Raw genomic sequence first — 20,424 nt, 5'->3', positions numbered from 1 at the left:
GGACATGCAGGGCAAAAGGCTAGTCCTCATCCTCAAGTTTGTCCGGCAGGTCATCATGCGGGGTGGCTGCAAAATCCTCCAACTCTTCCTCGCTCATGCTGTCATACATATCTTTCGAGGCCCCTCGCAGGCTGGATTTCTCCGCATCGCCGCGCTTGACGGCCAGGGCAGCACCGGCGGCTTTCTGTTGGGCCTTTGATCGGGCAGGCATGTCATTCTCCTTTCGCTTCGACACATCACAAAAGTCGTATAATCTTGATTATGTTAATTACTCGGACATTCCATGGGCTCACTATGCTCTTGCGTCACCATGGAAACTACTAAGGCAATCTAATATTTTTAGCTGATAGCGCACCACTCTGATTTTTGCTCCATTGAAAACTTATTGGTATTTATTATTGTTTTTGTCGAATGGTTTGACAAGCCACCCCTGCATGCCGTAGATTTGGTGTCAAATTTGGTTTGATAATCGAACTAAATTTGGTTTTAGCAAGCTGGCTGCGGGGCATGTTCTACCCCGGTGCGCCGGCAGGCACACAATTTCCGACCGGAGCGCGGCCTTCCCGTTCTCCGGCATAAAATGAAAGAGAGGAACCGATGACCACGCTCAAAAGCTTTCTGACAGGCTCGGCCGCAATGGTGGCGCTGACCGCCAGCATGACCACCGCGCAGGCCGATACCTGGCGCTATGCCTTCGAAGAAGCGCTGGACGAGGTGCAGGGTGTTTTTGCACAGAAATTCAAGGAAGAAATCGAGGCGAACTCGGATCACGAGGTGCAGCTTTTCCCCTATGGTACGCTGGGTGAATCCGCCGATATCATGGAGCAGGCGCAGGCTGGCATCCTCCAGTTTGTGGACCAAAGCCCCGGCTTTACCGGCTCTTTGATCCCCGAGGCGCAGGTGTTTTTCGTGCCCTACCTGCTGCCGCAGGATCAGGAGCAGTTGAACAGTTTCTTCCGCAACTCTGTCGCCATCAACGAGATGTTCCCCGCGCTTTATGCCGAACAGGGTCTGGAACTGCTGACCATGTTCCCAGAGGGTGAAGTGGTGATGACCACCAAGGAACCCGTCACCAGCCCCGAAGACCTGAACGAGGTCAAGGTGCGCGTGATGACCAATCCGCTTCTGGTGGAAAGCTACCGCGCCTTCGGTGCGACCCCGACCCCCCTGCCCTGGGGCGAGGTCTATGGCGGTCTTCAGACCAACATCATTCAGGGTCAGGAGAATCCGATGTTCTTCGTGGAATCGACCAAGATGTACGAGGTTACGGATCACATCACCTTCACGGGTCACAACAACTTCACCACCGCTGTTATGGCCAACAAGGATTTCTTTGACGGCCTGTCCGAGGAAGAGCAGACCATGGTGCAGGATGCGATCGACGTCGCCTTTGACCATATCCTGGAATATCAGGAAGGTCTGACCGAAAGCGCGCTGGACACGATCCTTGAGGCAAAGCCCTCGATGACCGTCACGCGCCTGACCGAAGAGCAGCGCGCGCCTTTCCAGGACGCGGCGGAATCGGTCGAGGCTGCTTTCATCGAGATGACTGGCGAAAGCGGTCAGGAAATCCTTGACCAGATGAAAGCCGATCTTGCGGCCGCGGCCGACTGACCCGGCATTGTCACGCCATGCGTCCCGGCCATCAGGCCGGGACATGACCCGTGCGGGCAGAGCCTTTCCGCCCCGGATTGCAAGACAGGAGTAAGCGCGCGTGAGCGACCTGCAAAAGTCCCAGCTACAAAGCCAGACTGACACGACCGGAACGGACGACACAAGGATCGGCCCCTATATCAGCACTCTCCCCGGCCCTCTGGGTTGGGTGGATAACGGCATTGCACGGATCGAAGCCGTGCTGCTGGCGGCAGGTGTCTTGCTCATGGCCGCCAATACGATAGCCAATGTTCTGGGGCGGTTCGTGTTCCAGAACTCGCTGTTCTTCTCGGAAGAGCTGAACCGCATCCTGATCATCCTGATCACTTTTGCAGGGATATCCTATGCCGCGCGGCATGGGCGGCATATCCGCATGTCCGCGATCTTCGACGCCCTGCCCCCGCGCCCGCGCAAGATGATGATGATCGTGATCAGCATCTTCTCAGGCCTCGTGATGCTGGCGCTGGCCTGGTATGCCTTCGCTTTCATCCAGACACAGGCCGGTCGCGGGCGCCTTTTGCCATCCTTGCAGATCCCCGTCTGGTGGACATTGGTTTGGGTGCCTGTCGGCCTGTTCATGACCGGCACGCAATATATCCTGACCGCCATCAAGAACATGCTCGAGCCTGACATCTACCTCTCGACAGGGGTGCTGGAAGGCTATGACAACAACGAAGAAGAGGTCTGAGCGATGGGCTGGACAATATTCTCGGTCATGGTTGTGCTGCTGCTGATGGGCTTTCCCATGATGATCCCGCTTCTGGTGGGTGCCGCCGTGGGCTTCTACACCATGTTCAATGGTTTCGGGCAGATGGAGACCATGGTGCAGCAGATGATGGCGGGCATCCGGCCTGCCTCGCTGATCGCGGTGCCGATGTTCATCTTTGCCGCTGATATCATGACGCGCGGACAATCCGCGGGGCGGTTGATCAATCTTGTGATGGCCTTTGTCGGCCATCTGCGCGGCGGGCTTGCGGTGGCAACAGCCTCGGCCTGCACCATGTTCGGGGCGGTTTCGGGATCGACGCAGGCCACCGTCGTGGCGATCGGCTCGCCCCTACGTCCCCGTATGCTCAAGGCGGGATACAAGGACAGTTTCGTTCTGGCCCTGATCGTGAACGCATCGGACATCGCCTTTCTGATCCCGCCTTCCATCGGCATGATCATCTATGGTGTGGTGTCCAACACATCCATCGCGGAACTGTTCATCGCCGGCATCGGACCGGGGCTTTTGATCCTGTTCCTCTTTTCGGTCTATGCGTGGATCTACGCGATCCGCAACAACGTGCCCACCGAGGACAAGCTGAACTGGTCCGAACGCCTGATCGCCTTGCGAGATGCGCTCTGGCCCTTGGGGTTTCCCGCCATCATCATCGGCGGCATCTATGGCGGGATCTTCTCGCCGACCGAGGCGGCGGCGGTCTGCGTGCTTTACGCCATCCTTCTCGAAATGGTGGTCTTTCGCGAAATGTCGGTGGCCGATCTGTATGAAACCGCGAAATCCACAGGTCTGATCACAGCCGTTGTCTTTATCCTTGTCGGGGCAGGTGCGGCCTTCTCGTGGGTGATCTCCTTCGCGCAGATCCCGCAGGCGATCCTGTCGGGCATCGGTATCGACGAGATGGGCCAGATCGGTGTGCTTGTCGTGATCTCCGTCGCCTTCTTTGTCGGCTGTATGTTCGTGGACCCGATCGTGGTGATCCTTGTGCTGGTGCCGATCTTCTCGCCCGTCGTCGATGCGGTGGGGCTGGACCCCGTGCTGGTCGGCACGATCATCGTGCTGCAAGTCGCCATCGGGTCGGCCACGCCCCCTTTCGGTTGCGATATCTTCACCGCCATCGCCGTGTTCAAACGCCCCTATATGGAGGTGATCCGCGGCACGCCGCCCTTTATCGCGATCCTGCTATGCGTGTCGGCAGCATTGATCATGTTCCCGCAAATCGCTCTGTTTCTGCGGGATCTGGCATTCTCGAAATAAGCGGAGCCAGCCATGTACAAACGTATCCTGATCCCTTTCGACGGCTCGCAATGCGCCGAGGCCGCGTTGCGGCACGGTGTGGAACTGGCGCAACTTTGCGGGTCCGAGGTGCAGATCCTGACCGTCTACCGCCATCACGCGATGATCGAGGCATCATTGTCGATGGTGCGACCCAAGTCGCAACCCAGCAACCCTGACGCCGCCCTGAAAGAGCACGCGAAAGAGGTCGCAGGCCATGCCAAACAGATCGCGCTGGACGCGGGTTTGCCTTCGGTGCGCGCCTTCACCCGCACCGGCCATCCCTCGCGCACAATCGTGGATTTCGCCAAAGAGCACGAGGCCGATCTGATCGTGATCGGCGCCCGTGGTCTGGGCTCGGTCGAGAATTTTCTACTCGGCTCGGTCTCGCACAAGGTCACGGGCCTGTCGAAAATGCCCGTGCTGGTGGTCTGATCCGCGTTCAGGCGCGCTTTGGCGCATCCTTGAAGCCCAGAATTTTCCGCGCGCGCCCCAAGGCCTGCATCGCGCTGGCCGCGATATCATGCCGTGTGAGACCCGCATCCAGATACATCTCGTCAGGGCTTGCCTGATCAATGAACCTGTCCGGCAGGGTCAGCGTCCGCACCGCAAGGCCACGGTCGAACACACCCGCCGCCGCCAGTTCATGCAGCACCATCGCCCCGAACCCGCCGCGCGCGCCCTGTTCCACCGTGATCAGCACACCGTGGTTACGCGCAAGCTGCATCAGCAATTCCAGATCCAATGGCTTGGCAAAGCGGGCATCGGCCAGCGTGACAGACACGCCCTCGGCCTCCAGCAGTTCCACTGCCGCTTCGCATTCCGACAGATGCGCGCCAAGGCTGAGGATCGCGATATCACTGCCCTCGCGGATCACGCGGCCCTTGCCGATCTCCAGCACCTGCCCCACCTCGGGCAGAACCACACCCGTGCCCGATCCGCGCGGGTAGCGGAAGGCGATAGGCCCTGCGTCATGCGCCGCAGCGGTGGCCACCATATGCACCAGTTCCGCCTCGTCTGCCGCCGCCATCACCGTGAAACCCGGCAGGTTCGACAGATAGGCCACATCGAAAGCGCCTGCATGGGTGGCGCCATCAGCACCGACCAGACCGGCGCGGTCGATCGCGAAACGCACGGGCAGACCTTGCAGCGCCACATCATGCACCACCTGATCATAGCCTCGTTGCAGGAAGGTCGAATAGATCGCGCAGAAGGGCCGCAACCCGCTGGCCGCCATGCCTGCGGCAAAAGTCACGCCATGCTGTTCGGCAATACCCACATCGAACACGCGCGCGGGAAAGCGTTTGGCCATGATATCAAGGCCAGTGCCATCCGGCATCGCCGCCGTCACCGCGACCACACGCGGATCACGCGCGGCGATATCGGTCAGCGCCTGCCCGAAGACCGAGGTATAGCTGGGCGCATTCGGCTTGGATTTGACCTGCGCGCCGGACGGCACGTCGAATTTCGCCACACCGTGATACTTGTCGCGTGACGCCTCGGCGGGGGCATAGCCCTTGCCCTTGACCGTGCAGCAATGGATCAGCACCGGCCCCGTGGCCCTTGCCCGTGCCGCGCGCAGAACGGGCAGCAACTGGTCCATGTCATGGCCGTTGATCGGCCCGATATAGGTAAAGCCCAACTCCTCGAACAGCGTGCCGCTGGCGCTCTGGCCGGTCACAAGCTGACGCGCACGTTTCGCGCCTTCGCGCATCGGTGCGGGCAAGGCCGCCTCGAACCCTTCGGCCATCTGGCGCAAGGCGGCCAGAGGCTCGTTCGCATAAAGCCGCGACAGATAGGACGACATCGCCCCTACCGGCGGCGCGATGCTCATTTCATTGTCGTTCAGGATCACGAACAGCCGCCGCCCCTCGTGGCCGGCATTGTTCATCGCCTCATAGGCCATGCCCGCGCTGATCGAACCATCGCCGATCACGGCAATCGCGTCACCCGTCGGCTGGCCCATATCGCGGCCCACGGCAAAACCAAGTGCAGCGGAAATCGAGGTCGAGCTATGCGCCGCCCCGAAAGGATCATATTCGGACTCGCTGCGCTTGGTGAAACCTGACAGCCCGTCGCGCTGGCGCAGGGTTGTCATGCGGTGCCGCCGCCCTGTCAGGATCTTGTGCGGATAGCATTGATGCCCCACATCCCAGACCAGCTTGTCCATCGGTGTGTTGAACACGGCATGGATCGCCACGGTCAGTTCCACAACTCCCAGTGATGACCCCAGATGCCCGCCTGTCTGCGCCACGGACCGGATCACCTCGGATCGCAATTCCTTCGACAGCCCCTTCAACTCCGCATCCGAAAAGCGCTTCAGATCGGCAGGCCCCGCCACGCGATCCAGAAAGGGCGTTTCGGTCTTTTCATGGGCGGTTGTGTCGGGCGTGTCATTGGATTGTGTCATCAGAGCCTCCCGCTCGTCAGGCATCCCGCAGGTCGTCTCGGGATGTAAAATGAAAAGACGCCACACCAGGTGTCCCCGGTGTGGCGCCCTTGTCCTGTAGCCAACAGGAAGGGAACCGGGGTGTTGAAGCCCCGTGCCCGGAATGCGTGGCGCGAACGACGCGTTCCGAACATGGCTAAGGTAAGGGCGGAGGGGAGTCCGCCCCTGCCTTATTCGTAGACCGGCGTGCCCGAGGTCGTGGCCAGTTCCGGCCAGTCCGCGATCACGTTGGTGCCTTGCAACGGCTGCTGATAACCTTGGTGGCAAGTCTTGCAGGCGGCTTTCGGCGCGTCCGCATAGATCGGGCCAAGGCGATGCTCGGGATAGATATCCTGCAGCGGCACAAGGTAGTCGTTGTTCAACTCCTGAACCATGGCGATCCCCAGCGAGGCGGTGCCCCATTGCGGTGTCACCTGACCGGGGTCATAGAAGGCGCGGCTGTTGTGACAGAACACGCAGTTCACCCCCAGAGAGTTCGAGAAGTAGTTCATCAGCGAGAAGGTCCGTTCGGTCTGCTGGATCAGCGGATCGCCCGGCTGGTTGTCTACACGGCTTTCTAGATCGTGAACCGCGATGGTTTCGTATTCCAGCAGGTATTTCTCCAGCGCATCCGACGGCAGCGATGTCGACTGGCTGATACTGGTGGCGCGGTTCTGGTTGGCAGACCAGCCCGCGACGGACTCGTTCACAGGTGTGATCTTGAACCAGATGTTGCTGGGCACGTTTTGACCACGGTGGCAGGTCATGCATGTGACGCCGACCTGCTTGTTGGCATTGACGTGACCGTCCCAGTTCTCGTTGATGTTCTGGGTCATCTCGATCATGCGACGCGCCACTACCTTGGTATAAAGGTTGTCCTCGCCGTAGGTTTCAAGATCGCCATCACCGTGGCAATAGGCGCAGCCCTGTTCGGGGGCCACCCATTCCGTCATCGCCGCCATCAGCCGGTTGAAGTTGGCATCCGTTAGCCCGCCCAGAACCTGAACGTTCTCGTAGATGTCACCGGCCAGTTGCTCGCCCGCTTCGGGGATCAGCGGCTCGTTCTCCGAGACCAGCGCGATCGCGGGATCGGGTGTCGCCAGATCAGCCTTGAATTCGGGCACCGACATGCCCTGTCCGCGCGGTCCGGTCTGCATGCTGTCCGTGGCAAGGGGTTGCCCCCATGTCACAAGGAAAGCCGCCACAAAGATCGCGCCTCCTACAGCCCCGACAAGGATCGCGGGACCGTAGATGTCTTTCGGATTCTTCTTGTTCCAGTCATCAAACCATTTGGGAAACATATCAATTCTCCTGTCCGATGAAGGCTTCGTAAGACCCGTAATCGGCATAACCGTAGGAGCCGTCATACATGGGCGCGAAATTGTGCTCTTGTGCCCAGATGAACCAGTTGTCCACGACCGTGCCGGTCAGCAGGATACCGATACCACCGGTAATCGGTGTCAGAACCGCGAACCACCATGCCCAGCGATGGATACCTTCCATCGTGGCATTGAAGCCCATGGTCCAGCGCCAGAACAACGCCGCTCGCTCCGAGGCCGTACCACGGTCATAGATCTGCTCCAGCTCGCGGTCGCCGCCGAAACGGGTGACCGCCAGAATGGTCGCACCATGCATCGCAAACAGCAGGACCGAGCCATAGAGGAAGACGATCGAAAGGCAGTGGAACGGGTTGTAATAGAGGTTTCCGTAGCGGATCGAGAAGGCTGTCGTCCAGTCAAGGTGCGGGAAGATGCCGTAGGGCACAGCCTCGGACCAGCTGCCCATCAGGACAGGACGGAAGAGACCCAGCACAAGGAACAGCCAGATCGCCGAGGCAAAGGCCCAGGCCACATGTTTGCCCATCTTGTGCTGCTGCGCCAGAAGGTAAGAGCGCAGCCACCATGTCATCACCGACACCAGCAGGAAGAACGAACTGATGATATACCAGCCACCGTCATTCAGGGGCGGCATGGACAGGCCATGCTCCGGTCCCGGAGGCTCCAGCGCTAGCCAGAAAAGCTGCCGCAGGAATTCGGGGATCGACCAGCCGACTTGCGCCAACATGTTCAGGCCCACGATGTTGAACCACAAAAGACCTGTCGCAAGACTGATCATCCCTGTCCAACCCAGAAAGACCGGTCCGATCTGCGCGTTGCCGATCCATCCAGCCAACTGGCTGAAGAAAGGCTTGCCGATCCGCTCTTCCATCATGTTGTTTTCGTTTTCCATGCCCCATTCGACCGGGCCCTGGACCTGCACTTGCGTGAATATGTTCTGATACTCAGCCATGATTACATTCCTACCTGAGAGGGCCAGATCGGCAGCTCAAGCCACCAGTTCCACCATTCGGGCCAACCCTTGGTCCAGACGGGTCCGGAGATGATGATGCAGACAGCCGAGAAGAAGACCGCGTTGATCGCCAGCAGGAAACCCACACGGTGGATACCCAATGTGCCGACCGAATAGCCGATGAAGTCGCGGAAGAACGAGTCCTCGTTGTCGGGGCCTTGCGCCTCCTCACCCTTTTCGGGGTTGGCCGCACTCAGCACCAGTGCACCATGCAGGGCCAGCGCGAAGGTGGTCGTGAAGAACAGCGTGACCGCCAGCATATGCGCCGGGTTGTAGTGGAAGTGCAGATAGGCATAGCCGGTGTTGCTGACCCAATCGAGGTGGCTGAAGATCCCGTAGGGAAACCCGTGACCCCAGGCGCCCATCAGAAGCGGGCGGAAGATCACCAGCGTGACATAGGCCAGAATGGCAAATCCGAAGGCAAAGGGCACATGATACCCCATGCCCAGTTTACGGCAGATCTCGACCTCGCGCAGGGCCCAGCTGATGAAGGCGCCGGTTGCACAGAACGTAATGATCTGCCAGAGCCCCCCCTCCATGAGGGGAGCCATGCCCAGACCGTAAGCAAGGTCGGGGGGTGCGATATTGATCAGCCAGGGATTGAACGTGCCCTGTTGGGACGCTCCCCAGAAAATCAGAATGGTGCCTAATAAGGCGAAAAATGCTGTCGTGACCCCAAAGAAGCCCACATAGAAGGGGCCTACCCAGAAATCGAACAGATCGCCGCCGATCAGCGTCCCACCACGGACGCGATACTTTCTCTCGAAGCTGAGCAACGCCATCTTCTGTCTCCGCGTTTGGCGGCCTGTCTGTTCAGACTTCAAGCCGTCGATGGATTTTGGTTTGCCGCGGGCAGGCCACGCCTGACGCGCCCGCAGCTATCGTGTCGTCACTCGACTGGTAGTGAGCTGTTCCCATTGGGGGGAAACAGATCACATGGCCGCTTTTTGAGCAGCCAGTTCGAACCAGTTGAAGTGCTCTGTGCTCAGCAGGACGAGATGGATCATCGCGGCCAGCAGGAACAGGAAGACGCCTTGTGCAACAAACACGCGGCGTGGATCGAAGATCAGCCAGATCTTGTAGAATTTAGCCATGGTTTATTGCTCCTTAAAGCCAGGGACGCCAAATGTAGACAGCCAGGTGCGCCACAACCGCAACGGCTGTGAAGAGCCAAAGCCCGCTCATATAGACCGAGTGCAACTCTTGCGCCTGCTCGTCTGTAAGACCTGTAAACGACAGGTCGGATTTATCAGCCATCAACTTTCCTCCGGAATGTAATGGTGAGACCGCGCTCCCCGCGGCCGGGTCCTTTGGGGTGCAAGCGCCCCGCCGGGCTCTGGCCATCCTTCCGAATGGACAGATCTCGTGTTCGGCGGTCTGCCGTGTCGCGCTTGGGCGCCCTATGCAGACCGATCCTCATGGATCAGGCCGAAAAAATCATGGGCGTGATGATACCGGCCTGGCTCCAGGCGCGGGCAATCGGGCCCTTGTCAGGAATGCGGCCACCTTTCAGCAGCGCCAGCGCCCATGTCAGGGTGGCCAGCGGCAGCGTCGCCAGAAAGATCACGCCAAAATAGACCATGAACTCGGTCCGCGGCGGTTTGTGGCTGCGGGTCATCGGGGTATTTGATGTTGCATCTGTCATGACAGATCTCCTTTCACCTCAGGTGCTCGCGCGGATCGCGCAAGGTCGGGATTGAGCGCCTCGACAGTTTCCAGCACGACGCGCTCGGCCCCTTGGGCCAATGCGGCACGCTCTGCCTCGTCTCTCAAAGTCTTGGCTGCCGAAATCCGTGTCAGCACCGGATGGCGTGACACGATACGGTCAAGGGCGGCTTGCGCGTCGGCATCCCACGGGAAGTCGCGGCGCAGGGTCGTGGGGGTCGCATCAGCCGCGTCCATCGTGCTGGCCAAAGGCAGGATGTGGAACAGCGCATCGAACAGCCCGTTGCACACTTCCTGCAAAAGATAGGTCGCACCGGCATAGCCCATCATCGGCGTGCCGGTGTGCCGCCGGATCGCGGCACCGGGGAATGACGCGGGGATGAAGGCGGGGCTGGGTCCATGCCCGCCCTTCATCTCGGCCAGATACATTTTCTCGTTGATACTGCCCAGAACGATCAGCGGCCGCTTCTGGTGTAGCATCGCCTTGACCTCGACATTGTTCGTTTTGGTCCCCGCGACACGGGCCACAGCAAAGGCGCAAGGGAAACCCAGATCACCCTCAAGGAAATGCCGGATACCGCGCGCGTAAGTCTCGTTCGAAACAACCGCAAAACTGGCGGTCGCAAAGAAATCCTGCGTCACGCTGCGCCACAGATCCCAGACCGGCTTGATCGTCGAATGTTTCTCGCGCGCGATAAAGGGCTCAACGTCCAGCCCCAGTATCTCGCCCAGTTTGCGCAGGAATTTCGTCGTGCTGTCCACGCCGATAGGCGCTTGCAGATAGGGCTTGCCCAGACATTCGCACAGGCCGCGACCAAACTCGCGATACATGCAGATGTTCACATCCGCATTCACCAGATTCCGCATCTCCGCAACATGCGCACCAAGCGGCAGCACCATGTTGACCTCGGCCCCGATGCCTTCGACCAGACGCCGGATTTCCGCCAGATCGGAAGGCATGTTGAACACGCCATACATCGGCCCAAGGATATTCACGCGGGGGGCAGCGCCTTCCTCGCGCTTTTTCTCGGGCGGCATACGGCCTTTGGTCATACCGAATTCGGTAAAGATCCATGTCATCGCGCGGTCGGCGCTTTGCCACTGGTCCTCGTCAATCGTGCGCGGCAGGAAGCGCTGGATATTCGTGCCCTGCGGCGTGACACCCCCGCCGATCATCTCGGCGATCGAGCCTGTAACCACCACGGCAGGAAGCGCCGGATCAAGCGTGCCCCAAGCGCGCTTCATCGCCTCTTCGGTGCCCGATCCCATCTCGGATTCGCCCAAGCCTGTCACCACGATGGGCAACTCATGCGGCGGCAAAGCATCCGTGTAATGCAGAACCGACGTCACCGGCAGGTTCTCGCAACCCACGGGACCGTCGATCACAACCTGCAAGCCTTTCACGGCGCAAAACGCGTAGACCGCGCCCCAATATCCGCCCGCGCGGTCATGGTCCTGAATCAGCATCCTTTGCACTCCTCAACCGAGAAGCGCACGCAGATCACCTTGGTGATCCGCTTCCACGCTCGGGGCGCATTTGTGCAAAATACGCCCCCCATCAGATCATCTCCTCGGCCTTGGCAGCACGTGCCGCCTTGTCGAGCTTCTTCTGATGCAGGGCGCGGAAATCGGGGCGCAGGTTGGGGCTGCCCTCCCAGATACCAGCGGTATCGCCGGTGCCCACACCCTCGAAGAATTCCTTCATATGCTCCATCCGGTCCTTGCCTGCGATGGCGGCATTCACCACCTCGGCCAAGGACCCTGCCCCTGCCGGACCCATCAGGGGACGCGCGGAAATCAGGTTGGTGAAGTAAAGCCCGGGGATCGCCAGTTCCTTGGCCTTCTGCACAACCGGAGTTGTGCCGATGGCCAGATCGGGGCGGATCGCCTCCATCGCGGCGCAATCGTCTTCCAATGAGGCGCGGAATTTCACCGTCACACCCTTGGAGCGCAGCCATTCGGCATCCTCGGCGGACCACGGCGTTTTCGGGCAGGCGGTCCCGACATAAGGCACATTCGCGCCGCTCTCGATCAGCAGACGCGCAACCAGCAATTCGCTGCCCTCGTAACCGCTCAGGGTGATCGTGCCATTGATCGGCGCGCCAGCGAGTGCTGCCTTGATCGCGGGCAGGAACATATTTTGGGCCTCGGCCACCTTTTCGGCGGGCAGGTTGAACGCCTCGCCAATCGCGGCCAGCCAGCGGGCAGTGCCATCGTGACCGACAGGGGCCGATCCGACAACCGGACGGCCAGCCGCCTGAAACTCGCGGATCGCGGCGGTATAGAAAGGATGGATCGCCGCAACCGCACCGCAATCAAGGGCGGCGTAAAGCTCGCGCCATTCGCGGCAGGGCACCACGGGACCAACCGCCAAACCCATCGGGGCCAGCATCGCGCCGATCATCATGGGATCGGCGGGGAACATCTCGCCCAGCAGGGTCACGGTCGGGCGGTCGGATTTACCGCCAGCAGGGGCCGCAACAGGGCCTGCCTGCACTTCTTTGCGCGCATAATTCAGCATCGCGCCAGCCAGAACATCCTTGGCCTCGGCATGGGTGGGGATACCAAACCCCGGCACATCAATACCCACGATCCGCACGCCGTTGATTTCCTCGGGCAGCAGACGCAGCGGCACGCCGCTGGCAGTGGGAACACAAAGGTTGGTCACGACAACCGCGTCAAACTGATCCGGATCGGCCAGTTCATGCACGGCATCGCGGATATCCTCGAACAGTTTACCTGTGACGAGGGATTCAGAATTGAAAGGCACATAACCCACGGACCGCCGCGCGCCGTAGAAATGCGACACGAAGGTCAGCCCGTAAACGCAGCAGGCCGACCCTGACAGGATCGTCGCCACACGGCGCATCCGTAGCCCCACGCGTAGCGAGCCAAATGCAGGGCACATGCTCTGCGGCTGGTCATGCGGACCTTTGGGATAGTCGGCAGCATAGCGGTCCAGAATCTCGGATTGTCCCGCCTGCCGCGCAGCCGCTTCCATCGTTTCGGCACCGGCGTGGCAACCGGCCCCGTCCTGCAGTGCAGCCACCATCGGGGTTTCACTGACCGGGTCAGATTTTCCGAGGATCACATCAGCCTGAGCGGCGGTGTCATATGTAACTTCATCATTCATGCGGACTTCTGTTCGGCTTGTTTCTGCGGTTGGACGGGAACAGCCATGCGCTTGAGCAGGGCATCCCATTGGGCTAGCTGGTCCAGATCAAACATCGTCGTAGACCACTTCCAGCGAGGGTTTCGGCGCTGCATGTTTGCCGCGCATGTCCATGTCCGTGGCGGGCACCAACTGGTAATCGCCCCCCGTGTCCTTGGTATCGAACAGGGCCAGCAGGCCGTCCTGATCCAGCGGTTTCGGGCGCACCGGCGGGGCCACACCGACGGCTTCGGCCAGATCGGCGAACAGGCCGCCCCATTGGGACTCCATCGTGCCGACAATCTGGTAATTGGCGGATTTCTTGCGCAGGTCGTCATCCTGCGGGATCGCGGCCAGCACCGGGATATTCACCGCTGCGGCAAAGGCCTGCGCCTCGCCCGAATGGTCGTCCTTGTTGATCACCAGACCGGCGACACCGACATTGCCCCCCAGCTTGCGGAAATATTCCACCGCCGAGCAGACGTTGTTGGCAACATAAAGCGACTGCAAATCGTTCGACGCGACCAGGATCACCTTTTGCGCCATGTCACGGGCAATCGGCAGACCGAAGCCACCGCAGACCACATCGCCCAGGAAATCCAGCAGGACATAGTCGAAGTCCCAATCGTGGAAGCCCAGCTTTTCCAGCAGTTCGAACCCGTGGATAATGCCGCGCCCGCCGCAACCGCGCCCCACTTCGGGGCCGCCCAGCTCCATGGCGAAAACACCGTTGCGCTTGAAGCAGACATCGCCGATCGCCACTTCCTCGCCCGCCAGTTTCTTGCGGGTCGAGGTCTCGATGATCGTCGGGCAAGCCTTGCCGTTGAACAGAAGCGAGGTCGTGTCGGATTTCGGATCGCAACCGATTAGCAGGACACGCTTGCCCTGTTCAGCCATCATGCAGGACAGGTTGGCCAGCGTGAAGCTTTTGCCGATCCCGCCCTTGCCATAGATCGCGATGATCTGCGTCTTGCTGGTGGGCTCGCCCTGCGGCACCTCCAGCGTGGGTTCCTCATGCGCTTCATCGCGCAGGCGTTGGTCGAAGTCCTTCAGATTCGGTACATCGTCTTTCACGCTGCGTCCTTCCAGTTCAGTATCATTTTCAGGCAGGCCGGATCATCGAAGGCCGTCCTGTAAGCTGCGGGTGCATCTGTCGCGGCGGCCTGATGCGTGATCAGCCCCGCCAGTGACAAAGCACCGCTTTCGACAAGCGCACGGGTCGCTGTCAGATCGTCACGCGCCCATTCCGCCGCAATGCGAAACCGCGCTTCCTTCATGAAAGCGGGCGGAAAGGCAAAACTCAGTGGGTCGGTGTAAAAGCCCGCCAGAACGATCTCGCCACCCTTGCGGATGCGCGTGACCAACTCGTTCAGCAGCGCTCCGTTGCCCGATGCGTCGTAGATCGCACGGTAATCGCGGCGGGTGTCATCCTCGGGGGCGATCACCTCATAACCGTCGGCTCCGCTGCGGCGGTCTGCATTGACCTCCCACACCGTGGGCGCGGGCGCACCGGCGGCAATCGTCAGACGCGCCAGCAAGCGGCCCAGAACACCATGGCCAATGATCAGGTCGGGCACGGTCTTGTCCATCCCCGCCATCGCATGGCGCGCGGTCGCGGCCAGCGCCAGCAACGCGCCTTCGGCCCCGAGGCCCGCATCGATTCGCGTGACACGGTCCGCTGCCGTCACAAGACGGCGCGCTGCCCCGCCGAACAGACCGAACGCATCGCGGTAGCAACTTGCACCGGGCACAAAGACATGATCGCCGACCTTGTAGCCGGTATCGGCACCCGCCTCGACAACCTCGCCAGCCGCCTCGTAACCGGGCACCAGCGGATAGCCCATGCCGGGAAATGGCGGCATCTGGCCGGACCAGAACAGCTTTTCGGTGCCGGTGGAAATACCCGAATGCGCGATCTCGACAACCAGATCACCCGCGGACGGGTCGGTTAGGTCCAGCATCTCCACAGACAGGTCGCGGGGACCGTTCAGAAGGACTGCGTGTGTCTGCATGGCTCCCTCCTGTGGCTGCAAAATCCGCGCGGGAAAGACTCGGATTGCTCGGCTTCGTTACCTGTCAGTTTAATGTTACAGGCTGGACTGTCAACAAAAATTGACAGTTTACAGCGCAGCTTGTCAGGAGGGCTTCACACAGGTGACAACCGAGGTGACATAGGGGCGATGTGCTGTAGGGGCCTTGATCCCGACAAAGCCGGAATCCCTGCACAAGCGGCCTATTTCTTCAGCAGAACGGGCTTTTCCGGTCCGCATCGCCATGGTGTAGAAGGCAAAATAGACATCGCCCGCAGGCTCCGGCACCTTGCCGCCGGACATCGGCTCCGAGACAATCAGCCGCCCGCCAGCCGGTAATGTGTCATATATTTTGGACAGCAAGCCGCGCACCGTGTCATCCGAATGATCATAAAGCACGCGAATGAGTGAAATTGCATCAGCACCATCCGGCAACGAATCGCTACGAAACGACCCGCCGTGGATTGCCAGCCGTCCGCCCTGCCCCGCGGCCTCGAAACGGCTGCGGGCGGTCGGCACAACATCGGGCAGATCGAACAACATCAGCCCCAGCTTGGGATAGGCCTGCGCCACGGCCAGCAGGAACGCCCCCGATCCGCCCCCCACATCCAACAGGCGCGACACGCCCGACAGTTCGACCATCCGCAACGTATCCTGCGCGACAAGCCCCTGACTGTCGGCCATCAGATCGGAATAGGTCTGCGTCACCGCCGGATCGACCGCGCCGCGCGCACCAAAGACATAGGGCCAGAAATTGGCCAGTTCGGTGTCCACCTCGCCGCGCAGCAGCGCCACGGGATCTTCCAGATCACGGTAGAAGGCACGGTGATGCAGGATCATCGCCTCAAGCCCCGGCACGCCCAGCATCGCGGCCCCCTTGCGCGCAATGGCAAAACGCCCGTCACGCCGCCGCCGGATCAGGCCAAGTGCTGTCGCGGCCTGCAACAATATCTCCATGCGCTCGGAGGTCATCCCCGCCTCATGCGCCAGACCGGCAGCAGCACGCGGGCCGTCCATCAGTCGGTGCAGCAGCCGCAATTCGACCACGGCCATCAACACCTGCGACTGGACAAATCCTGACACCAGATCAAACAGTTGCGCCCCTTCCCGCCGCGCGACGCCACGCGTCAGGGGGAACCGGCTGGCCCAAGTCTGAAAAGACGGTTTGGCAATCAGGCGATGGAACCAGCCCGTCAGACGCAGTCCCTTGGGACGCGCCATATCTTGGCCTGTGGCCGCATCGCTCATGATATTACCTTGTGCTGCGGGCCGGGGCGACGGGCGTCAGACGCTCGGCCTGTTTACGCACCATTTCAGCCAGTTGCGCCTCGCCGGGGCAGGCCGGGATCGAGGCGATCGCCCCGCCCAGAATATCCTTGAGCCGCCTTATCGCCCCATCCACACCCAAAGCGGCCACCGCATTGGGACGCCCGTGCAGATCATCCTGACCTACTGGCTTGCCCAGCGTTTCCGCGTCATAAAGCGTATCGCGCAGATCATCCGCGACCTGAAACGCCTCGCCAATCCGTGCGCCCAGTTCGAACCACGGCTCGGCCTCCTGCCCCGCCGCAACCGCACCCATCTGGGTCGCGGCAATGAACAAAGCGCCGGTTTTGGACCGGTGATAGGCCGACAGATCAATCTGCGCCTCGCTTTCCCATCCTTGGCCTGCGCAAATCCCGTTGGGCATGCCCGTCTGCCGTGCCAGCGTCAGCACCAGTTCGGCACAACGCATCGGATCATGCCTGGCCTCGCGCGCCAGCACTTCGAAGGCCAGCACAATCAGGCTGTCACCCGCAAGCACCGCCAAAGGCTCGGAAAAGGCGCGATGCACCGACGGCTTGCCGCGCCGCGTGTCGGCATCATCGAAACAGGGCAGATCGTCATGCACAAGACTGGCGCAATGGATCAGTTCCAGCGCCGCCGCCGCCGCATCGGACAGCGCGGGCTTGTCATCCCCGCAGGCCATCGCGACCGACATCAGGATCGTCGGCCTGATCCGCGCACCACCCGGGGATGTTGAATATTCCAGCGCCGCTGACAGCTTCGACGGCGCCACACCGCCCCGTCCTGTCGCTATGGCCCGTGAAACAGCGGCGTCGATACGCGTTTGCAAACCCATTTCATCGGCCCTCTCGCCCAGATGTCAGGTAAATCCGACACCAATGTGTAAATCATACTGGACAGTTTGGGCTGTTGAGTCAACAATCCAGACAAGAGGTTTGCGAAAATGCCCCCGAAAATTCCGACGGATCAGTCCGGATCATCCAGCAGAATCGTCATTGTCGGCGCGGGCATTGCGGGCCTCGCCGCAGCCCTTCGGCTGTCCGCTGTCGCGCGCGATACCGGCCGCGAGGTGCTGGTTCTGGAACGCCAAGCCGCCCCCGGTGGCAAGATGCGCACCCTGCCTTCGGATGCTGGCCCCGTCGATGCAGGCCCGACCGTCCTGACCATGCGCCCCGTCTTTGACGCGCTTTTTGCCGATGCGGGCGCGCGGCTCGAAGATCATGTGACCTTGATTCCACAGGATATTCTGGCCCGCCACTGGTGGCCCGATGGTAGCCACCTTGATCTGCACGCCAATCCCGATGCCAGCGCCGCCGCAATCCGCGCCTTTGCAGGCCCCAAGGCCGAACGCGAATTCCGCGCCTTCAGCAAGCGCGCGGCGCAACTCTTCAAGGCGTTCGACGCCCCGATGATGCAGGCCGCCGAACCCAGCCTGTCATCGCTTAGCGCCTATGTGATGCGGAACCCCACGCTGATCCCCGCGATGGCGCCGCAATCCACATTGGCCGATATGCTGGCGCGCCAGTTCAGCGATCCGCGTCTGGCGCAGCTATTCGGGCGCTATGCCACTTATGTAGGCGGCTCGCCTTACCGTTCGCCCGCGATCCTTGCGCTGATCTGGCAGGCCGAGGCCGCTGGCGTCTGGTGCGTCAAGGGCGGCATGCACCAACTGGCCAAGGCCATCGCCGATCTTGCGGCAGCGCGCGGCGTGCAATTCCACTACGGTGCCCATGTCGAGCGGATCGAGGCGGCCCAAGGCCGCGTCCGCGCGGTCCATCTGGCGGATGGTCAGGTGATTGCCGCCGAAACCGTGCTCTTCAACGGCGATCCGCGCGCCCTGTCCACAGGCGCGCTTGGCCCCGACATGGCAACCGTCGCCCCCGCCTCCCGCAGCACCGCCCGCAGCCTGTCCGCGCGCGTCTGGAGCTTTACCGCCACGCCATCAGGCCCCGATCTTGTCCATCACAACGTCTTTTTTTGCGCCGACCCGCGCGCCGAATTCGCAGCGCTGGAAAAGGGAAAGGCCCCGCAAGACCCCACGCTTTACATCTGCGCCGAAGATCGCGGCCAGAACAGCGCGGTGCCTGCGCTTGAGCGGTTCGAGATCATCGCGAACGCCCCGCCCGTCACGACACCTACATCGTCCCCCAATTCGACCCCTGAGGATTTCACCGCATGTCAGACGCAGACCTTCCAGTCTCTCGCCCGTTTCGGCCTGAGCTTCGACAGGCTTCCGGGACCGGAGGCGCTGACCACACCGCAGGGGTTCGCCCGGCTTTTTCCCGCCTCGACCGGCTCCCTCTACGGGCAGAGCCCGCACGGCATGATGGCGGCCTTCCAGCGTCCGACAGCGCGCACGCAGATCAGCGGCCTCTATCTGGCGGGGGGCGGCACCCATCCGGGGGCGGGCGTGCCGATGGCGACAATCTCCGCACAGCACGCGGTCGCGGCGATCTTGAACGACCTTTCTTCAACCTCGACATCCCGCCCAATGGCTATGCATGGTGGTATATCGACGGAATAAGCGATGACGGCAGCCGCGCCGTTTCGGTGATCGGCTTTATCGGCTCGGTCTTCTCGCCGTGGTATCGCTGGTCGGGGCGGCGCGATCCGGCCAACCATTGCTGCATCAACGTGGCTACCTATGGACTCGGCGGGCGCTTCACAATGACAGACAGGGGCAGCAAAGCCCTGCGCCAGACCGCATCGCGGCTCGAAGTCGGCCCCTCGATGATGCGGTGGGACGGGGACGCACTGATCATCGACATCGACGAGATTTCAGCCCCCCCCGTGATCAGCCGCGTGCGCGGACAAATCCGCGTCACCCCCTCGGCCATCACCGGCGTGGAACTACCCCTCACCCCCGATGGCGCGCATATCTGGCGACCCTTCGCGCCCACCTCGACGATCAGCGTCGAGTTGAACAGCCCCGGCTGGCAATGGCAGGGCCACGGCTATTTCGACGCTAATTTCGGCACCCGCGCCTTGGAGGATGATTTCACCTATTGGACATGGGGCCGCTATCCCACCACGGAAGGCAGCACCTGCTTTTATGATGCCACACGGCTGGATGGCAGCGAACTGGCCGCCGGAATCCGTTTCGACGCGGCAGGGCAGGCGCAGGCGATCCCCCTGCCCCCCAAAGCGCGGATGAAGCGCAGCCTCTGGGCTGTGGCACGCGAGACGCGGGCCGATGCGGGCTATCAGCCGCGACAGGTCAAGAACATGCTGGACGCGCCATTCTACAGCCGTTCCGCCGTCAGAACGCAGCTGGACGGCGTGGAAACCGTGGGTGTGCACGAGGCGCTGGATCTGGTGCGCTATCGCAGCCCGCTTCTGAAACCGATGTTGGCCTGCCGTGTGCCGCGCCGCGCAAACTGGACCTTTACCGACTGATCAGGCGCCCCGCGCTACAGCCGGGTTCAGCCGCCAGACCGCCGCGTTCAACGATGCGGCAATCGTGACCCAGAGCAGATAGGGCGCAAACAGCGCACCCGCGATCCAGTCAACCTGCCACAGCGCGACCATCGCGCCAAAAACCGCCAGCCACAGGCAGGATACGACAACAAATCCCAACCGAATGCGCTTCAAACCGAAGAAAACCGGCGTCCACAGCCCGTTCAGCGCAATTTGTAACGCCCAGAAGGCCATCGCATACTGGCTACCGGGCAGAACCGCCGCCCGCGCGCCTGCCGCTGCCATGCAGCCGTAAAGTACGAACCACGTAACAGGAAACACCCAATCAGGTGGCGTCCATGACGGTTTTCTCAGGTTTCGATACCATTCGCCGGGTTGGAACAACCCACCCGTCAGGCCCGCCCCAAGGCAGGCCCCGAAAAATACAAGAAAAAGCAGCCAATCCATA

Annotated in this window: 21 protein-coding genes; 6 read left to right on the top strand and 15 right to left on the bottom strand. The window is 61.3% G+C overall.

Annotation, left to right across the window (positions count from 1 at the left end; genetic code table 11):
* Positions 1–19 precede the first annotated feature (19 nt).
* The gene (locus K7H22_RS15520; RefSeq protein WP_230801785.1) at positions 20–211 is read right to left on the bottom strand and encodes a DUF3008 family protein; all 192 of its coding nucleotides are present in this window, start codon (positions 209–211) and stop codon (positions 20–22) included.
* A gap of 386 nt (positions 212–597) precedes the next feature.
* On the opposite strand from K7H22_RS15520, the gene dctP reads away from it, so the two are divergent.
* From dctP to K7H22_RS15500, 4 genes are all read left to right on the top strand, one after another.
* Positions 598–1,614: a TRAP transporter substrate-binding protein DctP gene (gene dctP / locus K7H22_RS15515; RefSeq protein WP_230801784.1), complete on the top strand. Its 1,017-nt coding sequence runs from the start codon at positions 598–600 to the stop codon at positions 1,612–1,614.
* A 109-nt stretch (positions 1,615–1,723) separates the two neighbouring features.
* Complete coding sequence (locus K7H22_RS15510; protein ID WP_230801809.1) at positions 1,724–2,341, top strand: TRAP transporter small permease; 618 nt, start codon at positions 1,724–1,726, stop codon at positions 2,339–2,341.
* Positions 2,342–2,344: 3 nt separating this feature from the next.
* Positions 2,345–3,631, top strand: a complete 1,287-nt coding sequence (locus K7H22_RS15505) for a TRAP transporter large permease (RefSeq protein WP_230801783.1) — start codon at positions 2,345–2,347, stop codon at positions 3,629–3,631.
* A 12-nt stretch (positions 3,632–3,643) separates the two neighbouring features.
* Entirely contained in the window at positions 3,644–4,084 is a 441-nt protein-coding gene (locus tag K7H22_RS15500) for a universal stress protein (protein ID WP_230801782.1), read from the top strand.
* A 7-nt stretch (positions 4,085–4,091) separates the two neighbouring features.
* Here the strand turns inward: K7H22_RS15500 and dxs are convergent, their stop codons facing one another.
* From dxs to K7H22_RS15435, 13 genes are all read right to left on the bottom strand, one after another.
* The gene (gene dxs / locus K7H22_RS15495) at positions 4,092–6,059 is read right to left on the bottom strand and encodes a 1-deoxy-D-xylulose-5-phosphate synthase (protein WP_230801781.1); all 1,968 of its coding nucleotides are present in this window, start codon (positions 6,057–6,059) and stop codon (positions 4,092–4,094) included.
* A 209-nt stretch (positions 6,060–6,268) separates the two neighbouring features.
* Positions 6,269–7,378 (bottom strand): photosynthetic reaction center cytochrome PufC, encoded by a 1,110-nt coding sequence (pufC, locus tag K7H22_RS15490; protein WP_230801780.1) that lies wholly within the window; start codon positions 7,376–7,378, stop codon positions 6,269–6,271.
* A 1-nt stretch (position 7,379) separates the two neighbouring features.
* On the bottom strand, positions 7,380–8,366 hold the full coding sequence (gene pufM, locus K7H22_RS15485; protein WP_230801779.1) for a photosynthetic reaction center subunit M: 987 nt from the start codon (positions 8,364–8,366) through the stop codon (positions 7,380–7,382).
* A gap of 2 nt (positions 8,367–8,368) precedes the next feature.
* A complete protein-coding gene (pufL, locus tag K7H22_RS15480) occupies positions 8,369–9,208 on the bottom strand; it encodes a photosynthetic reaction center subunit L (protein ID WP_230801778.1) in 840 nt (279 codons plus the stop codon).
* Positions 9,209–9,358: 150 nt separating this feature from the next.
* Complete coding sequence (pufA, locus tag K7H22_RS15475; RefSeq protein ID WP_068289567.1) at positions 9,359–9,520, bottom strand: light-harvesting antenna LH1, alpha subunit; 162 nt, start codon at positions 9,518–9,520, stop codon at positions 9,359–9,361.
* Positions 9,521–9,533: 13 nt separating this feature from the next.
* Complete coding sequence (gene pufB / locus K7H22_RS15470) at positions 9,534–9,683, bottom strand: light-harvesting antenna LH1, beta subunit (protein ID WP_230801777.1); 150 nt, start codon at positions 9,681–9,683, stop codon at positions 9,534–9,536.
* A gap of 166 nt (positions 9,684–9,849) precedes the next feature.
* A complete protein-coding gene (gene pufQ / locus K7H22_RS15465; protein WP_230801776.1) occupies positions 9,850–10,071 on the bottom strand; it encodes a cytochrome PufQ in 222 nt (73 codons plus the stop codon).
* Positions 10,068–11,558 (bottom strand): chlorophyllide a reductase subunit Z, encoded by a 1,491-nt coding sequence (gene bchZ, locus K7H22_RS15460; protein WP_230801775.1) that lies wholly within the window; start codon positions 11,556–11,558, stop codon positions 10,068–10,070. The genes pufQ and bchZ overlap by 4 nt, the downstream gene beginning before the upstream one ends.
* Before the next feature lie 91 nt (positions 11,559–11,649).
* A complete protein-coding gene (gene bchY / locus K7H22_RS15455) occupies positions 11,650–13,224 on the bottom strand; it encodes a chlorophyllide a reductase subunit Y (RefSeq protein WP_230801774.1) in 1,575 nt (524 codons plus the stop codon).
* An 87-nt stretch (positions 13,225–13,311) separates the two neighbouring features.
* Entirely contained in the window at positions 13,312–14,316 is a 1,005-nt protein-coding gene (locus K7H22_RS15450) for a chlorophyllide a reductase iron protein subunit X (RefSeq protein WP_230801773.1), read from the bottom strand.
* Positions 14,313–15,254 carry a chlorophyll synthesis pathway protein BchC gene (gene bchC, locus K7H22_RS15445; protein ID WP_230801772.1) on the bottom strand — a complete coding sequence of 314 codons (942 nt, stop codon included), beginning with the start codon at positions 15,252–15,254 and terminating at the stop codon, positions 14,313–14,315. The genes K7H22_RS15450 and bchC overlap by 4 nt, the downstream gene beginning before the upstream one ends.
* A 123-nt stretch (positions 15,255–15,377) precedes the next feature.
* Positions 15,378–16,520, bottom strand: a complete 1,143-nt coding sequence (locus K7H22_RS15440; protein ID WP_230801771.1) for an acetylserotonin O-methyltransferase — start codon at positions 16,518–16,520, stop codon at positions 15,378–15,380.
* A gap of 4 nt (positions 16,521–16,524) precedes the next feature.
* The gene (locus K7H22_RS15435; protein ID WP_230801770.1) at positions 16,525–17,394 is read right to left on the bottom strand and encodes a polyprenyl synthetase family protein; all 870 of its coding nucleotides are present in this window, start codon (positions 17,392–17,394) and stop codon (positions 16,525–16,527) included.
* Positions 17,395–17,502: 108 nt separating this feature from the next.
* Here K7H22_RS15435 and crtD point away from each other — a divergent pair, with 108 nt between their 5' ends.
* Together crtD and crtC are read left to right on the top strand one after the other, a co-directional pair.
* Entirely contained in the window at positions 17,503–19,083 is a 1,581-nt protein-coding gene (gene crtD, locus K7H22_RS15430) for a 1-hydroxycarotenoid 3,4-desaturase CrtD (protein WP_230801769.1), read from the top strand.
* Complete coding sequence (gene crtC, locus K7H22_RS15425; protein ID WP_330165858.1) at positions 19,080–19,955, top strand: carotenoid 1,2-hydratase; 876 nt, start codon at positions 19,080–19,082, stop codon at positions 19,953–19,955. Before crtD ends, crtC begins: the two co-directional genes overlap by 4 nt.
* Here the strand turns inward: crtC and tspO are convergent, their stop codons facing one another.
* Positions 19,956–20,423: a tryptophan-rich sensory protein TspO gene (gene tspO, locus K7H22_RS15420; RefSeq protein ID WP_269063143.1), complete on the bottom strand. Its 468-nt coding sequence runs from the start codon at positions 20,421–20,423 to the stop codon at positions 19,956–19,958.
* Position 20,424: the final 1 nt, after the last annotated feature.

Source organism: Seohaeicola saemankumensis (assembly GCF_021021435.1).
Lineage (GTDB): Bacteria > Pseudomonadota > Alphaproteobacteria > Rhodobacterales > Rhodobacteraceae > Seohaeicola.
This window is presented reverse-complemented; position numbering and strand designations above follow the sequence as displayed.